The 15,785-nt window shown below is 61.5% G+C and carries 16 protein-coding genes and 1 riboswitch; of the genes, 4 read left to right on the forward strand and 12 right to left on the reverse strand.

The genetic code is table 11. The features are described from left to right. Positions 1 to 1,107 carry an ABC transporter permease gene (locus ACJ8M3_RS11585; RefSeq protein WP_033637509.1) on the forward strand — a complete coding sequence of 369 codons (1,107 nt, stop codon included), beginning with the start codon at positions 1 to 3 and terminating at the stop codon, positions 1,105 to 1,107. Positions 1,108 to 1,177: 70 nt separating this feature from the next. Here the strand turns inward: ACJ8M3_RS11585 and ACJ8M3_RS11590 are convergent, their stop codons facing one another. The 6 genes from ACJ8M3_RS11590 to moaA form a co-directional block, all read right to left on the reverse strand. Beyond that, positions 1,178 to 1,888 carry a Bax inhibitor-1/YccA family protein gene (locus tag ACJ8M3_RS11590; protein WP_004939761.1) on the reverse strand — a complete coding sequence of 237 codons (711 nt, stop codon included), beginning with the start codon at positions 1,886 to 1,888 and terminating at the stop codon, positions 1,178 to 1,180. Between the two features lie 130 nt (positions 1,889 to 2,018). After that, positions 2,019 to 2,486 carry a molybdopterin synthase catalytic subunit MoaE gene (gene moaE, locus ACJ8M3_RS11595; RefSeq protein ID WP_033642239.1) on the reverse strand — a complete coding sequence of 156 codons (468 nt, stop codon included), beginning with the start codon at positions 2,484 to 2,486 and terminating at the stop codon, positions 2,019 to 2,021. Positions 2,487 to 2,488: 2 nt separating this feature from the next. Next, positions 2,489 to 2,734: a molybdopterin synthase sulfur carrier subunit gene (gene moaD / locus ACJ8M3_RS11600; RefSeq protein WP_004939768.1), complete on the reverse strand. Its 246-nt coding sequence runs from the start codon at positions 2,732 to 2,734 to the stop codon at positions 2,489 to 2,491. After that, entirely contained in the window at positions 2,731 to 3,210 is a 480-nt protein-coding gene (gene moaC / locus ACJ8M3_RS11605; protein WP_025301929.1) for a cyclic pyranopterin monophosphate synthase MoaC, read from the reverse strand. The genes moaD and moaC overlap by 4 nt, the downstream gene beginning before the upstream one ends. 3 nt (positions 3,211 to 3,213) lie before the next feature. Further along, complete coding sequence (moaB, locus tag ACJ8M3_RS11610) at positions 3,214 to 3,729, reverse strand: molybdenum cofactor biosynthesis protein B (RefSeq protein ID WP_033642238.1); 516 nt, start codon at positions 3,727 to 3,729, stop codon at positions 3,214 to 3,216. 24 nt (positions 3,730 to 3,753) lie between these two features. Beyond that, on the reverse strand, positions 3,754 to 4,740 hold the full coding sequence (gene moaA, locus ACJ8M3_RS11615) for a GTP 3',8-cyclase MoaA (protein WP_033641045.1): 987 nt from the start codon (positions 4,738 to 4,740) through the stop codon (positions 3,754 to 3,756). Further along, a riboswitch (molybdenum cofactor riboswitch) is annotated at positions 4,727 to 4,871 on the reverse strand. (Overlaps the previous gene by 14 nt.) 336 nt (positions 4,872 to 5,207) lie before the next feature. On the opposite strand from moaA, the gene ACJ8M3_RS11620 reads away from it, so the two are divergent. After that, positions 5,208 to 6,125 (forward strand): gluconeogenesis factor YvcK family protein, encoded by a 918-nt coding sequence (locus ACJ8M3_RS11620; RefSeq protein WP_089196741.1) that lies wholly within the window; start codon positions 5,208 to 5,210, stop codon positions 6,123 to 6,125. Between the two features lie 6 nt (positions 6,126 to 6,131). Here ACJ8M3_RS11620 and ACJ8M3_RS11625 read toward each other — a convergent pair whose 3' ends face one another. Both ACJ8M3_RS11625 and uvrB read right to left on the reverse strand, forming a co-directional pair. Then, positions 6,132 to 6,398, reverse strand: coding sequence for a VF530 family DNA-binding protein (locus ACJ8M3_RS11625; RefSeq protein WP_004939783.1), 267 nt, complete (start codon positions 6,396 to 6,398; stop codon positions 6,132 to 6,134). A gap of 100 nt (positions 6,399 to 6,498) precedes the next feature. After that, the gene (uvrB, locus tag ACJ8M3_RS11630) at positions 6,499 to 8,511 is read right to left on the reverse strand and encodes an excinuclease ABC subunit UvrB (RefSeq protein WP_033642236.1); all 2,013 of its coding nucleotides are present in this window, start codon (positions 8,509 to 8,511) and stop codon (positions 6,499 to 6,501) included. A gap of 1,113 nt (positions 8,512 to 9,624) precedes the next feature. Between uvrB and ACJ8M3_RS11635 the strand changes: the two genes are divergently transcribed. Further along, positions 9,625 to 10,335 (forward strand): ATP-binding cassette domain-containing protein, encoded by a 711-nt coding sequence (locus ACJ8M3_RS11635; RefSeq protein ID WP_089196740.1) that lies wholly within the window; start codon positions 9,625 to 9,627, stop codon positions 10,333 to 10,335. A 129-nt stretch (positions 10,336 to 10,464) separates the two neighbouring features. Then, positions 10,465 to 12,099, forward strand: a complete 1,635-nt coding sequence (locus ACJ8M3_RS11640; protein WP_033642234.1) for a hypothetical protein — start codon at positions 10,465 to 10,467, stop codon at positions 12,097 to 12,099. 53 nt (positions 12,100 to 12,152) lie between these two features. On the opposite strand, the gene bioD is transcribed toward ACJ8M3_RS11640, so the two are convergent. From bioD to bioB, 4 genes are read right to left on the reverse strand one after another with little or no spacing between them, the layout of a single operon-like run. Further along, a complete protein-coding gene (gene bioD / locus ACJ8M3_RS11645) occupies positions 12,153 to 12,833 on the reverse strand; it encodes a dethiobiotin synthase (protein ID WP_089196739.1) in 681 nt (226 codons plus the stop codon). Next, positions 12,826 to 13,593 (reverse strand): malonyl-ACP O-methyltransferase BioC, encoded by a 768-nt coding sequence (bioC, locus tag ACJ8M3_RS11650; RefSeq protein WP_089196738.1) that lies wholly within the window; start codon positions 13,591 to 13,593, stop codon positions 12,826 to 12,828. Before bioC ends, bioD begins: the two co-directional genes overlap by 8 nt. Further along, on the reverse strand, positions 13,577 to 14,728 hold the full coding sequence (bioF, locus tag ACJ8M3_RS11655) for an 8-amino-7-oxononanoate synthase (protein WP_033642231.1): 1,152 nt from the start codon (positions 14,726 to 14,728) through the stop codon (positions 13,577 to 13,579). Before bioF ends, bioC begins: the two co-directional genes overlap by 17 nt. Next, positions 14,728 to 15,765, reverse strand: a complete 1,038-nt coding sequence (gene bioB, locus ACJ8M3_RS11660; protein WP_089197675.1) for a biotin synthase BioB — start codon at positions 15,763 to 15,765, stop codon at positions 14,728 to 14,730. The genes bioF and bioB overlap by 1 nt, the downstream gene beginning before the upstream one ends. Positions 15,766 to 15,785: the final 20 nt, after the last annotated feature.

The raw sequence follows: 15,785 nt of genomic DNA on the forward strand, positions 1-15,785 counted from the left end.
ATGTTTCATCGTCTGTTGACGCTCATCATCAAGGAAATGCAGGCGCTGCTGCGCGACCCGCAAACCCGCGCCATTTTAATCATGCCGGTGATCCTGCAGGTGCTGCTGTTCCCGTTCGCCGCGACGCTGGAAGTCACCAACGCCACCATCGCGGTCTACAGCGAGGACAGCGGCCAGGCCTCGGTAGAGCTGACCCAGCGCTTCGCCAAGGCCAAGGCCTTTCAACACGTGCTGCTGCTGCGTAGCCCGCAGGAGATAAAGACCACCATCGACAACCAGCGAGCGCTGCTGCTGATCCGCTTCCCGGCGCAGTTCTCGCGCGATATCGCCACCGGCAACACCGCGCCGCTGCAGCTGCTGCTCGACGGGCGCAACTCCAACAGCGCGCAGATCGCCGCCAACTACGTGCAGCAGATCGTGCAGGAATATCAGAACGAGCTGCTCGGCAACCGCGCCAAACCCAACAACAGCGAGCTGGTGGTGCGCAATTGGTATAACCCGAATCTGGACTATAAATGGTTCGTGGTGCCGTCGCTGATCGCCATGATCACCACCATTGGCGTGCTGATCGTCACCTCGCTGTCGGTGGCGCGCGAACGCGAACAGGGCACGCTGGAACAGCTGCTGGTCTCGCCGCTCACCACCTGGCAGATCTTTATCGGCAAGGCGGTGCCGGCGCTGATCGTCGCCAGCTTCCAGGCCAGCATCGTGCTGCTGATCGGCATCTTCCTGTACCAGATCCCGTTCGCCGGATCGCTGCTGCTGTTCTATGCCACCATGCTGATCTACGGGCTGTCGCTGGTCGGTTTCGGCCTGCTGATCTCGTCGCTGTGCGCCACTCAGCAGCAGGCGTTCATCGGCGTGTTCGTGTTCATGATGCCGGCGATCCTGCTCTCGGGTTACGTCTCGCCGGTGGAGAATATGCCGGTGTGGCTGCAGGATCTTACCTGGGTCAACCCGATACGCCACTTCACCGACATCACCAAGCAGATCTACCTGAAGGACGCCAGCTTCGACATCATCTGGCACAGCCTGTGGCCGCTGCTGGTGATCACCGCCACCACCGGCAGCGCCGCCTACGCGCTGTTCCGCCGCAAAATCGCATAAAAAAAGCTCTGCATGTCACATGCAGAGCTTTTTGATCGCCAAATACCCTAAGGCATGAAAGACGACGGATTTAGCGGCGGTTGCCGAAAATGCGCAGCAACATCAGGAACAGGTTGATGAAGTCGAGATACAGCGTCAGCGCGCCGACGATGGCGTACTTGCGGAAGCCGTCTTTATCATCGGCGTTCAGCTGCTCGCCCATCGCCTTGAGTTTCTGCGTGTCGTACGCGGTCAGGCCGACGAACACCACCACCCCGATGTAGGTAATCGCCCACATCAGCGCGGTGCTTTTCAGCCAGATGTTCACCAGCGAAGCCAGCACGATGCCGATCAGCGCCATGAACAACATGCTGCCGAAGCCGCTCAGATCGCGCTTGGTGGTGTAGCCGTATAGGCTCATCGCGCCGAACATGCCGGCGGTGACGACGAAAGTGCTGGCGATCGAGCTGTAGGTGTACGCGATGAAGATGCTCGACAGCGTCAGCCCGGTCAGCGCCGAGTACAGCATGAACAGCGAGGTGGCCACCGCGCCGCTCAGGCGGTTGACCATGCCGGAAATCACGAACACCAGCGCCAACTGGGCGATGATCAGACCGAAGAAGGTGATCTGACTGGAGAAGATGAAGTTGAGGATCGCGGGCGTATTGGCCGCATACCAGGAAACGAACGCCGTCAGCAGCAGACCGCAGGTCATCCAGCCGTAAACCTGCGCCATGTAGGCCTGAATGCCGCTGTTGGCACGTTCGACGATTGAACCATTAGAGCGTGGATATCGGTCCATGACGGTTACCTTTTGCGTTGTAAACAAGATTCCGAAGCCCCGTAAACGGGGCTTCGCCTGCTATAAGCGTACCACAGAATAGGCCGCGCGAAAGCGGCAAAGGTCTTGATTTGTTTCCGCTGTTGAGGCGTTATTTAGCCGCGTCGTGCCAGCGCTGCGCGGCCTGACGATCGCTGTCGCGAGCGTCCACCCAACGATCGCCCTGGCCGGTCGCTTCGCGCTTCCAGAACGGCGCGCGGGTCTTCAGGTAGTCCATGATGAACTCGCTGGCGGCGAACGCCATGCCGCGGTGCGCGCCGGTCACGCCGACGAACACGATCTCGTCGCCGGGATACAGCGCGCCGACGCGGTGGATCACCGTCACGCGCTGCAGCGGCCAACGGCTGCGCGCCTCGGCCACGATCTCCGCCAGCGCCTTCTCGGTCATGCCGGGGTAGTGTTCCAGCGTCAGCGCGCTGACGTCGTCCCCGAGGTTATGGTTGCGCACCTTGCCGGTGAAGGTCACCACCGCGCCGTCGGCGTCGCACTGCGCCAGCCACTGATACTCGTCGCCGACGTTGAACGGCGCTTCGCCCACGCGAATGCGGGTGTTTTCCATGCTTACCCCCCGGTAACCGGCGGGAAGAAGGCCACTTCATCGCCGGCGCGCAGCGGGTGATCCGCCGCCACCAGCGACTGATTGACCGCCGCCAGCAGTTTGCCGGACTCCAGCGCCAGCGCCCAGCGATCGCCGCGCGCGCACAGCGCCTGGCGCAGCGCCTCGACGGTCGGGTAATCCGCCGGCATCGACAGCGCGCCAGTGCCCACCAGTTCGCGCACCTGCGCGAAGAAAAGAATATCGATCATGCGTTCACCTTAAAATCGCCGGATTTGCCGCCGCTTTTCGCCAGCAGGCGCACCGGGCCGATCACCATGTCTTTCTGTACCGCTTTGCACATGTCATAGATGGTCAATGCCGCCACCGAGGCGGCGGTCAGCGCTTCCATCTCGACGCCGGTTTTGCCGGTCAGCCGGCAGCAGGTTTCAATGCGCACCCGGCTGTGCTCCGTTTGCGCCTCCAGCTGCACTTCGACCTTGCTCAACATCAGCGGGTGGCACAGCGGGATCAGTTCCCAGGTGCGTTTGGCCGCCTGAATGCCGGCGATGCGCGCCGTGGCGAACACGTCGCCCTTGTGATGGCTGCCGTCGACGATCATCGCCAGCGTGGCGGGCAGCATGTCGACGAAGGCTTCGGCGCGCGCCTCGCGCACCGTTTCGGCCTTGGCGGAAACGTCGACCATATGGGCTTCGCCGGCGGCGTTAATGTGGGTTAGCTGTGTCATGACTCAGGGCTTCTTCAAATGGGGCTGGAAGTTGCACGGGCGATGGCGCGCGTCCAACTGCTCTTCGATAATCCGCTCCCAGGCGGTGCGGCAGGCGCGGGTGGAGCCCGGCATGGCGAAAATCACCGTGCGGTTGGCCAGGCCGGCCAGCGCGCGCGACTGGATCGTCGCGGTACCGATCTCTTCGTACGACACCATGCGGAACAGTTCGCCGAACCCTTCCACCTCTCTGTCGAACAGCGGCAACAGCGCTTCCGGCGTGTTGTCGCGCGCGGTAAAACCGGTGCCGCCGGTGATCAGCACCGCCTGCACGTTGTCATCGGCGATCCACGCGGAAACCCGTGCGCGGATCTGGTAAATGTCATCTTTGACGATGGCGCGATCCACCACCTGATGGCCGGCTTCCTGCGCCGCTTCCTGCAGATATTGGCCGGAGGTGTCTTCCGCCGCGCCGCGGCTGTCGGACACGGTCAGGATGGCGATATGCGCCGGAATAAACTCGCTGCTCGCATGGCTCATGGTTCAATAAGCTCCTATTGGCTGTCAGCCGCCGATAAACGACAGGTTCTGGGTGATCCCGCTGTTGCCCTGATGCAGGAAATGGGTCTGCTTCTTGCTCAGCAGCCCGCTCTGAATGCGCGCCTTCAGCGCGTCGAGCTGGCCGTCGTCCGCCAGCAGATCGCGCAGGGGCACCCCCTGCTCGCCGAACAGGCACAGATGCAGATTGCCGATGGAAGAAACGCGCAGCCGGTTGCAGCTGGCGCAGAAGTCTTTTTCATACGGCATGATAAGACCCACCTCACCCTGGTAGTCCGGGTGGCTGAACACCTGCGCCGGGCCGTCGCTGCGACCACGCGCCTGGCGCTGCCAACCCTGCTGCTCCAACTGCCGGCGAATCACTTCGCCGGAAACGTGGTGTTTGCGAAACAGTTCGCCCCCCTCGCCGGTTTCCATCAGTTCGATAAAGCGCAACTGGATCGGCCGATCCTTGATCCAGGCGAGAAACGCGCCGAGTTGCTGGTGATTGACGTCGCGCATCAGCACGGCGTTGACCTTGACCTTGCTGAAACCGGCGCTGAAGGCGGCGTCGATGCCGTCCATCACCTGGCGGAACTTGTCCTGACCGGTAATGGCATGAAACTGGCGGGGATCCAGACTGTCGATGCTGACATTGATCGCCGTCAGACCGGCGTCACGCCAGGCGGCGACGTCGCGCGCCAGACGGTAGCCGTTGGTGGTGACCGCCAACGTGCGGATGGCCGGATTTTCCCGCACGGCGGCGATGATCTCGGTAAAGTCGCGGCGCAGCGAAGGCTCGCCGCCGGTCAGGCGCACCTTTTCGGTGCCCAGTTCGGCGAACGCGCGGCTGACGCGGCGGATTTCATCCAGCGACAGGAAGCTTTTCGGGCTGCCGCTCGGCTTGTAGCCGTCGGGCAGACAGTAGGTGCAACGAAAGTTGCACACGTCGGTGATCGACAAGCGCAGGTAATAGAACTTGCGCTCATAAGCATCAATGAGTTGCGGTACCATAACACCTTTCCAAAGTCGGGAGATGCGAGCGTTTCCCCTCTGCACCCTGGTGGCTGACTTCGCCACGGCCCAGGCGCCATATCGTTCCGGATGAACAACGTAGGCGCAGGGGCTAGGAGTTTGATTTCTCTTCCCGCTACCTTGAGTAGCCGGAATGAAACCGTGGTTTTCAGCAGAATTCTAGCGCTAATCGGCAACGATAGCCAACGCGTTAATTCGCTATATAACTGTCTATACAGCGCTTTTAGACGCCGCGTAATCGGGTAAACCATGATAAACATCGCTTACGCGGGCGAATTGACCAGAATCACGCAAATGGCACTCTTTATCCCCTAAATAATGGGCGTCGCCTCCCGACGGCAAGCCCGCTCCCCCCAGAGGCAACGTCAAGGATAACGGGTATATCGCGTTTTTACGCCGGATCCGCTACCTTATGCGGGCAGTTCAGCCCCTTTGTAAGGAAATTTATGCGTAATCGTACCCTGGCCGATCTCGACCGCGTGGTGGCGTTGGGCGGCGGACACGGCCTGGGCCGTGTGATGTCGGCCCTGTCGTCCTTAGGCTCCCGCCTGACCGGCATCGTTACCACCACCGACAACGGCGGTTCCACCGGCCGAATCCGCCGTTCGGAAGGCGGCATTGCCTGGGGCGATACCCGCAACTGTCTCAACCAGCTGATCACCGAGCCGAGCGTCGCCTCGGCGATGTTCGAATACCGCTTCAGCGGCAACGGCGAACTGGCCGGCCATAACCTCGGCAACCTGATGTTGAAAGCGCTGGATCACCTGAGCGTGCGCCCGCTGGAAGCGATCAACCTGGTGCGCAGCCTGTTGAAGGTGGACGCGGCGTTGATCCCGATGTCGGAACAGCCGGTGGATTTGATGGCGCACGATCACGAAGGCAACCATGTTTACGGTGAAGTGAATGTCGATCAACTGGCCCATATGCCGCAGGAGCTGATGCTGTCGCCCCCGGTCAACGCCACGCGCGAAGCGCTGGACGCCATCGCGCAGGCCGACGTGATCCTGATCGGACCGGGCAGTTTCCTCACCAGCCTGATGCCGCTGCTGCTGCTGGACGATCTCACCCAGGCGCTGCGCCGCAGCAGCGCCAGCATGATTTATATCGGCAACCTCGGCCGCGAGCTGAGCGTGGCCGCCGCGGCGCTGTCATTAAAGGATAAGCTGGCGCTGATGGAAGAGAAGATCGGCCGCCGGATGATCGATGCGCTGATCGTCAGCCCGGCGGTAGACACCAGTGAAGTGCAGGATCGGGTGGTAATTCAGCAACCGCTGGAAGCGAGCGACATCCCCTACCGCCACGATCGCCAGCTGCTGCGCCAGGCGCTGGATCAAGCGCTGGTAGAGCTGGCCGACCGCCGTTGACCGAATTTAACCGTCTCGCCCGCGCAGCCAGGGATTATCGCTGGCTGGGGCGGGATGGCTGACCATATCGATATACAGATCTTCCACCTCTTTACGCGCCCAGGGCGTGCGACGCAAAAATTTCAGACTGGACTTGATGCTCGGATCGCTGCGGAAGCAGTTGATGCGAATGCGCGCGCCCAGCTCGGACCAACCGTAGTGATCCACCAGTTTATTCAGCAGTTGCTCCAGCGTCACGCCGTGCAGCGGGTCTTTAGACTGGTGTTGGCTCATGTTCGGTACTCTTCGTGGTCAAATCGGGCCGCACACCATAACAGCTTTGACGCGGCCGACAAGGAATTTTGACGCCCACAGCGCGGGCGCCGTCCAACGGTCAGGAAATCGCGATGAACTGCTCGCGCAGCTGGTGGATCTCGTCGCGCAACGCAGCCGCCTGCTCGAACTCCAGATTTTGCGCATGGGTATACATCTGCGCTTCCAGATCGCGGATTTTCTGATCCAGCGCTTTCGGCGTGAGGTTCTGCAGCTGAGCGCCGCTGTCCGCCGCCTTGCCCCTGCCTTTACCCTTGGCGCGGTTGACCGGCTGGCCAATCTGCAGAATGTCGCCGATCTTCTTGTTCAGCCCCTGCGGCACGATGCCGTTGGCTTCGTTGTAAGCCTGCTGCTTGGCGCGCCGCCGCTCGGTTTCACCGATCGCTTTGGCCATCGAATCGGTGATGCGATCGCCATACAGGATCGCCTTGCCGTTCAGGTTACGCGCCGCGCGACCGATGGTCTGGATCAGCGAACGTTCGGAACGCAGGAAGCCTTCCTTGTCGGCGTCCAGAATCGCCACCAGCGACACCTCAGGCATGTCGAGCCCCTCACGCAGCAGGTTGATGCCCACCAGCACGTCAAACTCGCCCAGACGCAGGTCACGAATGATTTCGACGCGTTCCACGGTGTCGATATCCGAGTGCAGGTAGCGCACGCGCTCGCCATGCTCTTCCAGGTATTCGGTCAGGTCTTCCGCCATGCGTTTGGTCAGGGTGGTCACCAGCACGCGCTCGTTGATCGCCGCGCGCTTGCGGATCTCGGAGAGCAGATCGTCCACCTGAGTAGCGACCGGCCGCACTTCCACGATCGGATCCAGCAGCCCGGTCGGGCGCACCACCTGGTCGATCAGATCGCCGCCGGATTTCTCCAGCTCATATTTGCCCGGCGTGGCGGAGACATAGATGGTCTGCGGCGCCAGCGCCTCGAACTCCTCGAAGCGCAGCGGGCGGTTGTCCAGCGCCGACGGCAGGCGGAAACCGTACTCCACCAGCGTTTCCTTGCGCGCGCGGTCGCCCTTGAACATCGCGCCGATTTGCGGAATGGTGACGTGGGATTCGTCGACCACCAGCAGGCCGTCCGCCGGCAGGTAATCGAACAGCGTCGGCGGCGGCTCGCCCTCGGCGCGCCCGGAAAGGTAGCGCGAGTAGTTTTCGATGCCCGAGCAGTAACCCAGCTCGTTCATCATCTCCAGATCGAACTGGGTGCGCTGCGTCAGGCGCTGCTCTTCCAGCAGCTTGTTGTTGGCCAACAGCACCTTGCGGCGGTCCGCCAGATCGACCTTGATCTCTTCCATCGCCTGAATGATCCGCTCGCGCGGCGTCACGTAGTGCGACTTCGGGTAGATGGTAAAACGCGGCACCACCTGCTCAATCTGCCCGGTCAGCGGATCGAACAGCGACAGCCGCTCCACTTCGTCGTCGAACAGCTCGACGCGCAGCGCCAGCTCGTCCGATTCCGCCGGGAAGATGTCGATCACCTCACCGCGCACGCGGAAGGTGGCGCGCTGGAAAGCCTGATCGTTGCGGGAATACTGCAGCTCCGCCAGCCGGCGCAAAATGGAGCGCTGATCGATGATCATGCCCTTGGTCAGATGCAGCATCATCTTCAGGTAAAGATCCGGATCGCCCAGGCCGTAGATCGCCGACACCGACGCCACCACCACCACGTCGCGCCGCTCCAGCAGCGCCTTGGTGGCGGAAAGGCGCATCTGCTCGATGTGCTCATTCACCGAAGCGTCTTTTTCAATGAAGGTGTCGGAGCTGGGCACGTAGGCTTCCGGCTGGTAGTAGTCGTAGTAAGAGACGAAGTACTCCACCGCATTCTCCGGGAAAAACTCTTTCATCTCGCCGTACAGCTGCGCCGCCAACGTCTTGTTCGGCGCCAGCACCATGGTCGGCCGATTCAGATCGGCTATCACGTTGGCGATGGTGAACGTTTTGCCCGAGCCGGTTACCCCCAGCAGCGTCTGGTGCGCCAGGCCGTCTTCCAACCCCTCTTCCAGTTTGCGGATGGCTTCCGGCTGATCGCCGGCCGGTTTGAAATCAGAATGCAGTTTGAAAAGTTTACTCATTGCTCGGCTACCCTGTGGAGATGCGCGCGCTCAGGCGGCCAGCCGGCTCTGCGCCGGACGTGGCCCCTAATTATGGAAAGTGTCGGCGATTTGCGCCAGTGCCCATGATACTGGATATAAAACCAGCTTCAAGCGGATTCGTCGCTGCGCCCGGCAGCGCGGCAACGCCGTTGCACCGTGAGGTTACAGCGGGGTGACATTTTTATTGTCAATAACAGATTTATCCCCAGAACTTGCCGAAAATTAACTTATTGATAGCACCGCGGCGAAAAATCACACATAGAAACCCGATCAATGCCCTGGCGTCTTGATTTTAGTTAATTTATTGATAATTAATAGTTTTAATAAAAAGACGAGATTGCGGACAAAGCGAACAGAACCCGCGTCGGCTCTCGCTTTACAGCGTTTTTCTAAATCTAATGCACAAGGTTATCCACAGGAATAGTGGATAACTCTCACCGCCCCGCCCGTGGCGGGAGTTACAGAAAGAAAGCTTTTCGCCCTTTACACTCGCCAAAATGGCTTTTTTAGTTATTTTTTCATAAAAATATCGCTTTGTTTATGCCGATTAATACTAAAAATCCCCATTGCCAAAATCGCATTACCCCCTTTCACGCCGATCGCGCTTGACGGCGGCGCAACGCCTTGCACCACGCCCACGCCGGAGAGCACCACAAGAGTGCAAAAAACGTCCGGGTTAACTTCCCGGCGTATTTTCAGGCCGCCGCGGCAGAGCGCGTCGGGCCTGACAGGCGGTTAACAAAGCGATAACACTCCCCCTTTTCGGCCAGTGGCAAAACTGGCCTGGGAGTTGCTTTATCTTCCCGCGTGCGAACGAGGCGCGACAGCATAATGCGCTGCCGAATGCGGCGTGCAACCGCCGCCTGGCTATGCCTCGTAAAAGCGCGAGAACGACACCAAGTCGTCATAAACGTCGTTTTTCACGACATATTGACTGTCTTTCCGTCCACCGCAGACATTGCTCAGGTGAATCGGAGGGACGGCATTTTGTTCCGGACATTGCCACACTCGGGAAATCAACCGCCAATGCGGCCTTTGCAGCACCCCACCAACGAGTGGAACGGGCGCCTATGTCTATGAGGAGAATGCCACATGCTGAGTCTGAGATCGGTCAATCAATTTTACGGGCAAAATCATACCCTGTGGGACATCAACCTGGAGCTGCCGCGCGGCCAGTGCACCGTGCTGCTCGGGCGCAACGGCGTGGGCAAGACCACGCTGGTCAACTGCATCATGGGGCATTTGCCGGTGGTGAGCGGCAGCATGACCTGGCAGCCGGCGGATCAGCCGCCGCAAAACCTGCTGCTGCAACCGATGGAGCGCCGCGCCGCACTCGGCATCAGCCACGTCCCGCAAGGGCGGCAACTCTTCTCGCAGCTGAGCGTGGAAGAGAATCTGCAAGTGGCGCAGATGGCCGTGCGCGGCGCCCCTTACCGCATTCCGCCGCTGATCTACAGCCTGTTTCCCAATTTGCGCCAGATGCGCGCCCGCCGCGCCGGCGATCTGTGCGAAGGCGCTCAGCGCCAGTTGGCGATTGGTCGTGCGCTGGCGCAGGAGCCGGCGCTGCTGATCCTCGACGAACCGACAACGGGCGTACCGCCCTCGATCGCCGCCGACATCGGCAACGTGATCCGCAGGCTCAACTATGAGTTGGGCATGACCATTTTGCTGGTAGAGCATCAGCTGCCGTTCGTGCGCCGGGTGGCGGATCGTTTTTGTCTGCTCGATAGCGGGCGCACCGTGGCGCACGGCGCGCTGGCGCAGCTGGATGAGGCGCTGATCGGCGCCGGGCTGGCGGAGTGAGTGCTCGGGTTAGCGATTAGGTTGCTGTTGTATCAGTCACGGCCGGTCTGCGCCCAATAGGCATGGGCCGGCCATCTTTTCATACTCGATAGGGGTCACACCGACACCATAATATCGAGGGATGTAAGCATGACAGACAACAACGCGGCATTTATTCAATACGCGGATTTGCGCAACAAAAACTGGAGCCTGCAGGAACGTCTTAATATTGAAGGCATTTACGTCAGTTCGCGCGACGAACTGGTCGGCGCACAAGACTTTATCATCAAAACGTTAAAACGCCCTGCGATTGTCAGATTCGCCGCGCCTTTTGCCCTTTGGACGGCGCCTAAAACCGATATCAATGTCGGATTCGTCTATATCGACGGCAACGGCGTCAACGTCACTACCGAGATCCCCAACGGCACGGAAAGCGACCATAACTATTTCCTGCGCTGCTATACCAGCAACGGCGCGCTGGATAACAACGTTCCTATTCGCCCGGCGCCTATCATGAAAGATTTCACCGTAAAGGGCATCGGCGCCAGGATTAACAACAGCAAAGATGAAACGACGATCGAATACACCTATATCGACGGCGTCCGTTTCGATTCGCCTGAAGGCCCGCTGGGCAACTTTTCCGTCAATAACGTCTATATTTCCGGCTTCTACTACGGCCTGTACTACGGTACCAATGCCTATATCGCCCACCACTACGCCTGTGAAGTCATTCGCTGTTTTGAGTGCCTGCATATGCCTTCAACGAACAGCGGCGCCCAAAACTTCGGCGAAGGCATCAACTTCTTCGGTGGCACCCTCGGCAATTCCCAGGGGCTGGCCGTTCGCAACGCTAACCCCAACGGCGCCTTCCGCCTGTTCGGCACTTCGATCGACTATGCCGGCTCGATTGCCGACGTTGAGGCCGGTAGCATTGAATTGCATGGCTGCCATATGGAATTCAACAACGGTAATAGTCCGCTCACGGAAATTCCCTTCCGTTGCAGCGCCAATCAAAATGCATCGCTGTTGATTCACGGCGGCGAAATCATCGTCGCCGGCGGCCGACTGGCGCAAGCGTCGCTGTTTTACGCCGAGGCCGGCAGTAGCGGGATTATCGTCGACAGCGTGAAGTTCTATGGCGTACGAACCGCCAGCGGCCGCTATTTCAGCGGTACCGGCGACTTTGTCATCGTCAATAGCCGACTGGATGGCGGTGGGGGTGGCGCCGGGATCCAGACGCTGGTCGGCGCCGTGAATAACAAGTTAAAAGACGGTGAGTTCGCCTTTTCCGCTAAGCCGTTTGGCTGGGAAGTGACAGGCGGCACGATCAGCGAGCCCTTTACCTCAGACGCAGTGACTATCAGTATCGAAGCCGGCGCGGGCGTCAACGGCAGCAATGCCCTGAAAGTGACCAAGTTGGGCAACGCCAATACCAACGCCGGAGTGAGAGTGATCGTGCCCGCCGCGCAATATGAGCAGCTGGGCGCCTGTTTTACCCTGAAAACGGTCAACGGCGGTACCGGCAATCTGTTCGCGACGCTGCAATATGCCTGTATCCAGGACCATGCGGACAACGGCGTCTCGCTCGTCGCCAAAGCCGCGCCGGCAGCCTGGGACGCCGCCTTGAAAGCCGATGCTTACGCCGAGTACACCGAATATCGTTTCAACGCCAATCGACGAAAAGTCCCGGTCTGGGCGACCCATGTCATCCTGACGTTCAACCTGTTTGCCCTGGCGAAAAATGGCGTGCTTTATCTCGATAACGCCTGTATTACCGCTATGTAAAAGCCAACGCCGGGTCATAAGACCCGGCGTTGTGATTCATCAGCCAGAACCTCTCACTGCGCCAGCAAGCTGATATCCAGATACTGCCCCAGCGGCGCCCGTTCGGCCTGCGGCAGGTGCGGGATTTCGCCCAGCAGCGGCGCGGGCAGCATACGGCGCAGCGTAGCCAGGTATTCCTGATGCCGCCGCCCCGGCGGCGCCACGTCGTTGGCGATCCAACCGGCCAGCGTCAGCCCGGCCTGTTGCACCGCCTGGGCCGTCAGCACCGCGTGGTTGATGCAGCCCAGCTTGATGCCCACCACCAGGATCACCGGCAGTTGCTCTTGCCGCACCCAGTCGGCGAAGGTGTACTCCGCCGACAACGGGGTAAACCACCCGCCGGCCCCCTCGACCAGCACCCAGTCGGCGCGCTGCTCCAGCCGGCGCAGGCCGTTGGACAGCCGCGCCGCGTCGATCGGCCGGCCTTCATCGGCGCTGACGATATGCGGCGAGGTCGGTTCTGCAAATACGTAAGGGTTCACTTCGTCGTAATCCAGCGCCACGCCGCTGTTGGCCTGCAGCGCCAGCGCGTCGCCGTTGCGCAGCCCCTCGGCGGTCATCTCGCTGCCGGAGGCCACCGGTTTATAGCCGGCGCTGCGGTAGCCCGCCCGGTTGGCGGCCTGCAGCAAGGCGCTGCTGGCGACGGTTTTCCCCACTTCGGTGTCGGTGCCGGTCACGAACCAACGTTTACTCACGATAAATCACTCCATAAGCCAGATGATAGCTGAGCGGGAACTGCCCCTGCCGGCACGGGTAAGCCGCCTGCAGCGCGGCGAGGCGGCCACGCGACATCAGGCCGCCCTCGCGCCCCTGATGCAAATGCGTCGCCCCGATGCCCTTGAGCGAACGCATTAGCGTCATCACGTCCGGGTAGTTCAGGGTGCGCAACTCCGTCACCAGCTCGTGTCGATAGGCGGCGCAGGCGGTGCGGATCTGCGTCAACGGCAAAAAGGCGTTCACGTGACGTTCGCCGTCCACCTGTTGCCAGGCGTCCCCCAATTCCTGCAGCGAGCCCGCCGCCAGCGTGGAAAACAGGATCACGCCGCCGGGACGGGTCACGCGATACAGCTCCGCCAGCGCGGCAGGCAGATCGCTGCACCACTGCACCACCAGGCTGCTGAAACAGATGTCCATCGCCGCATCGGGCAGCGGCACCTGTTCGATATCGCCCAGCAGATAATGATGCGCCGCCTGCCGTTGGCGGGCGACATCCAGCATGCCCGGCGCCAAATCGAGCGCGGTCACCCGTTTGCCGCGCTCACGCCACATCCGGCTGAAATAGCCGGTGCCGCAGCCAGCGTCCAGCAGCTGTTCGCCCGGGTGGGAACTCCCCATCCCCAGTAAGCGCTCGCCAACGTCACGCTGCAGCTCGGCGGCGGCGTCGTAGCTGCCGGCCGCGCGGCTGAAGGCCGAGGCGACCGCCTGTTTGTTCACTGTGTCATTGGCTGACGTCATTTAGCACCTCCAGCAGGCGATCGATATCCTGCGGCTGATGCGCCGCCGTCAGGGTAATGCGCAGCCGCGCGCCGCCCGGCGGCACCGTCGGCGGACGGATGGCGCTCACCCACAGGCCGCACTCGCGCAGGCGGGTCGCCAGATCGAGCGCGCGCTGATTGTCCCCCACCAGCAGCGGCTGGATGGCGGTGTCGGAATCCGTCAGGGTCAGCGCCAGCGGCGCCGCGCCCTGACGGAAACGCCGAATGTTGTCCTGCAGCCGGGCGCGCAGATCATCGCCCTCGCGAATGCAGACCAGCGCCGCCTGCAGCGCGCAGGCCTGCGCCGGCGGCATCGCGGTGCTGTAGATCAGATGGCGGGCGAACTGCAGCAGATACTCGGCGGTCGCCTCATCGCACAGCACCGCCGCGCCGCTGACGCCGAACGCCTTGCCGAAGGTCGCCACCAGCAGTTCAGGGCGCACGCCCTGCTGCCAGCAGCTGCCGCGGCCTTGTTCGCCGCGCACGCCGATGCCGTGGGCGTCGTCCACCATCAGCCAGGCGCCCGCCGCACGGGTTAAGCGATGCAGCTCTGCCAACGGCGCGCCGTCGCCATCCATGCTGAACACCCCTTCGGTGACCGCCAGCCGCTGCCCGTCGCAGGGTTTGGCCAGCAGATCCGCCAAGGCCTGCGGTTGATTGTGCTGGAACCGGCGCAGCTCGGCCGGCGACTGCGCCGCCGCCTCCAGCAGCGAGGCGTGGCTGAGACGATCGGCCAAAATGCGATCGCCCTTTTGCATCAACGCCGCCAGCACCGCCTGGTTGGCGGCGTAGCCGGAGATGAACAGCAGCGCGCGCGGATAGCCGAGCCACGCCGCCAGTTGCTCTTCCAGCGCCTGATGCGCTGCGCTAAAACCGGTCACGTGGCCCGAACCGCCGCTGCCGACGCCGTAACGCTGCGCGCCCTGCTGCCAGGCGGCGATCACCCGCGCATCCTGGCTCAAGCCCAGGTAGTCGTTGCCCGAGAAGTTCAGATAGAGACGATCGCCGAGCCGGATCTGGCGGCCGTTGCCGCCCTCGGTGGTCTGTCGCCGGCGGTAGGCGGCGTTCAGGCGCCGCTCAGCCAGCGCCTGCTCGATGCGTTGCTGCCAGCTCATCACGGCGCCGCGTTGTAAAACTCGGCGGTATCGGCGTTCAGCAGTTGCTTGGCCAGCACCTGCTGTTGCTGGTTGTCGCCGTGTTCGGTTGCGGTCTGCTGCGGGTTGAGCCCCAGCTTGCGGAACAGCTTCAGGTCTTTGTCTTCTTCCGGATTCGGCGTGGTCAGCAGCTTGCAACCGTAGAAGATCGAGTTGGCGCCGGCCATGAAGCACATCGCCTGCGTCTGTTCGTTCATCTGTTCGCGGCCTGCGGAGAGACGGACATAAGAAGATGGCATCATGATGCGCGCCACCGCGATGGTGCGGATGAAATCAAACGGATCGACGTCATCGTTATCCGCCAGCGGCGTGCCTTTCACCTTCACCAACATGTTGATCGGCACGCTCTCCGGCGGCTTTGGCAGGTTGGCCAGCTGCACCAGCAGCCCGGCGCGATCGCGCACCGTTTCACCCAGCCCGACGATGCCGCCGGAGCACACTTTGATGCCGGCGTCGCGCACCTTGTCGAGCGTATCCAGGCGCTCCTGGTAGCTGCGGGTGGTGATGATGTTGCCGTAGAACTCCGGCGAGGTGTCGAGGTTATGGTTGTAGTAATCCAGCCCGGCCTCCGCCAGCCGCTCGGCCTGGGTGCCATCCAATGTGCCCAGCGTCATGCAGGTTTCCATGCCCATCGCTTTCACGCCCTGCACCATTTGCTGCAGATAAGGCATATCGCGCTCGTGCGGGTTCTTCCACGCCGCGCCCATGCAAAAACGGGTCGAACCGTTCGCCTTGGCCTTGCGTGCCGATTCCAGCACCTGCTCGACCTGCATCAGCCGCTCCGACTCCAGGCCGGTCTTGTAGCGTGAGCTCTGCGGGCAGTATTTGCAGTCTTCCGGGCAAGCGCCGGTCTTGATCGACAGCAGCGTGCTGACCTGCACCTGACGCGGGTCGAAGTGCTGGCGGTGTACGGTTTGCGCTTCGAACAGCAGTTCCAGCAGCGGTTTATCAAACAGGGCCTGGGCTTGCCCTACTGTCCAGTGAATGCGGTCGGCCATCATGGCGTCTCCAAAACGAA

The sequence above is a fragment of the Serratia sp. CY55921 genome (assembly GCF_052167655.1).
Classification (GTDB): Bacteria; Pseudomonadota; Gammaproteobacteria; order Enterobacterales; family Enterobacteriaceae; genus Serratia; species Serratia ureilytica.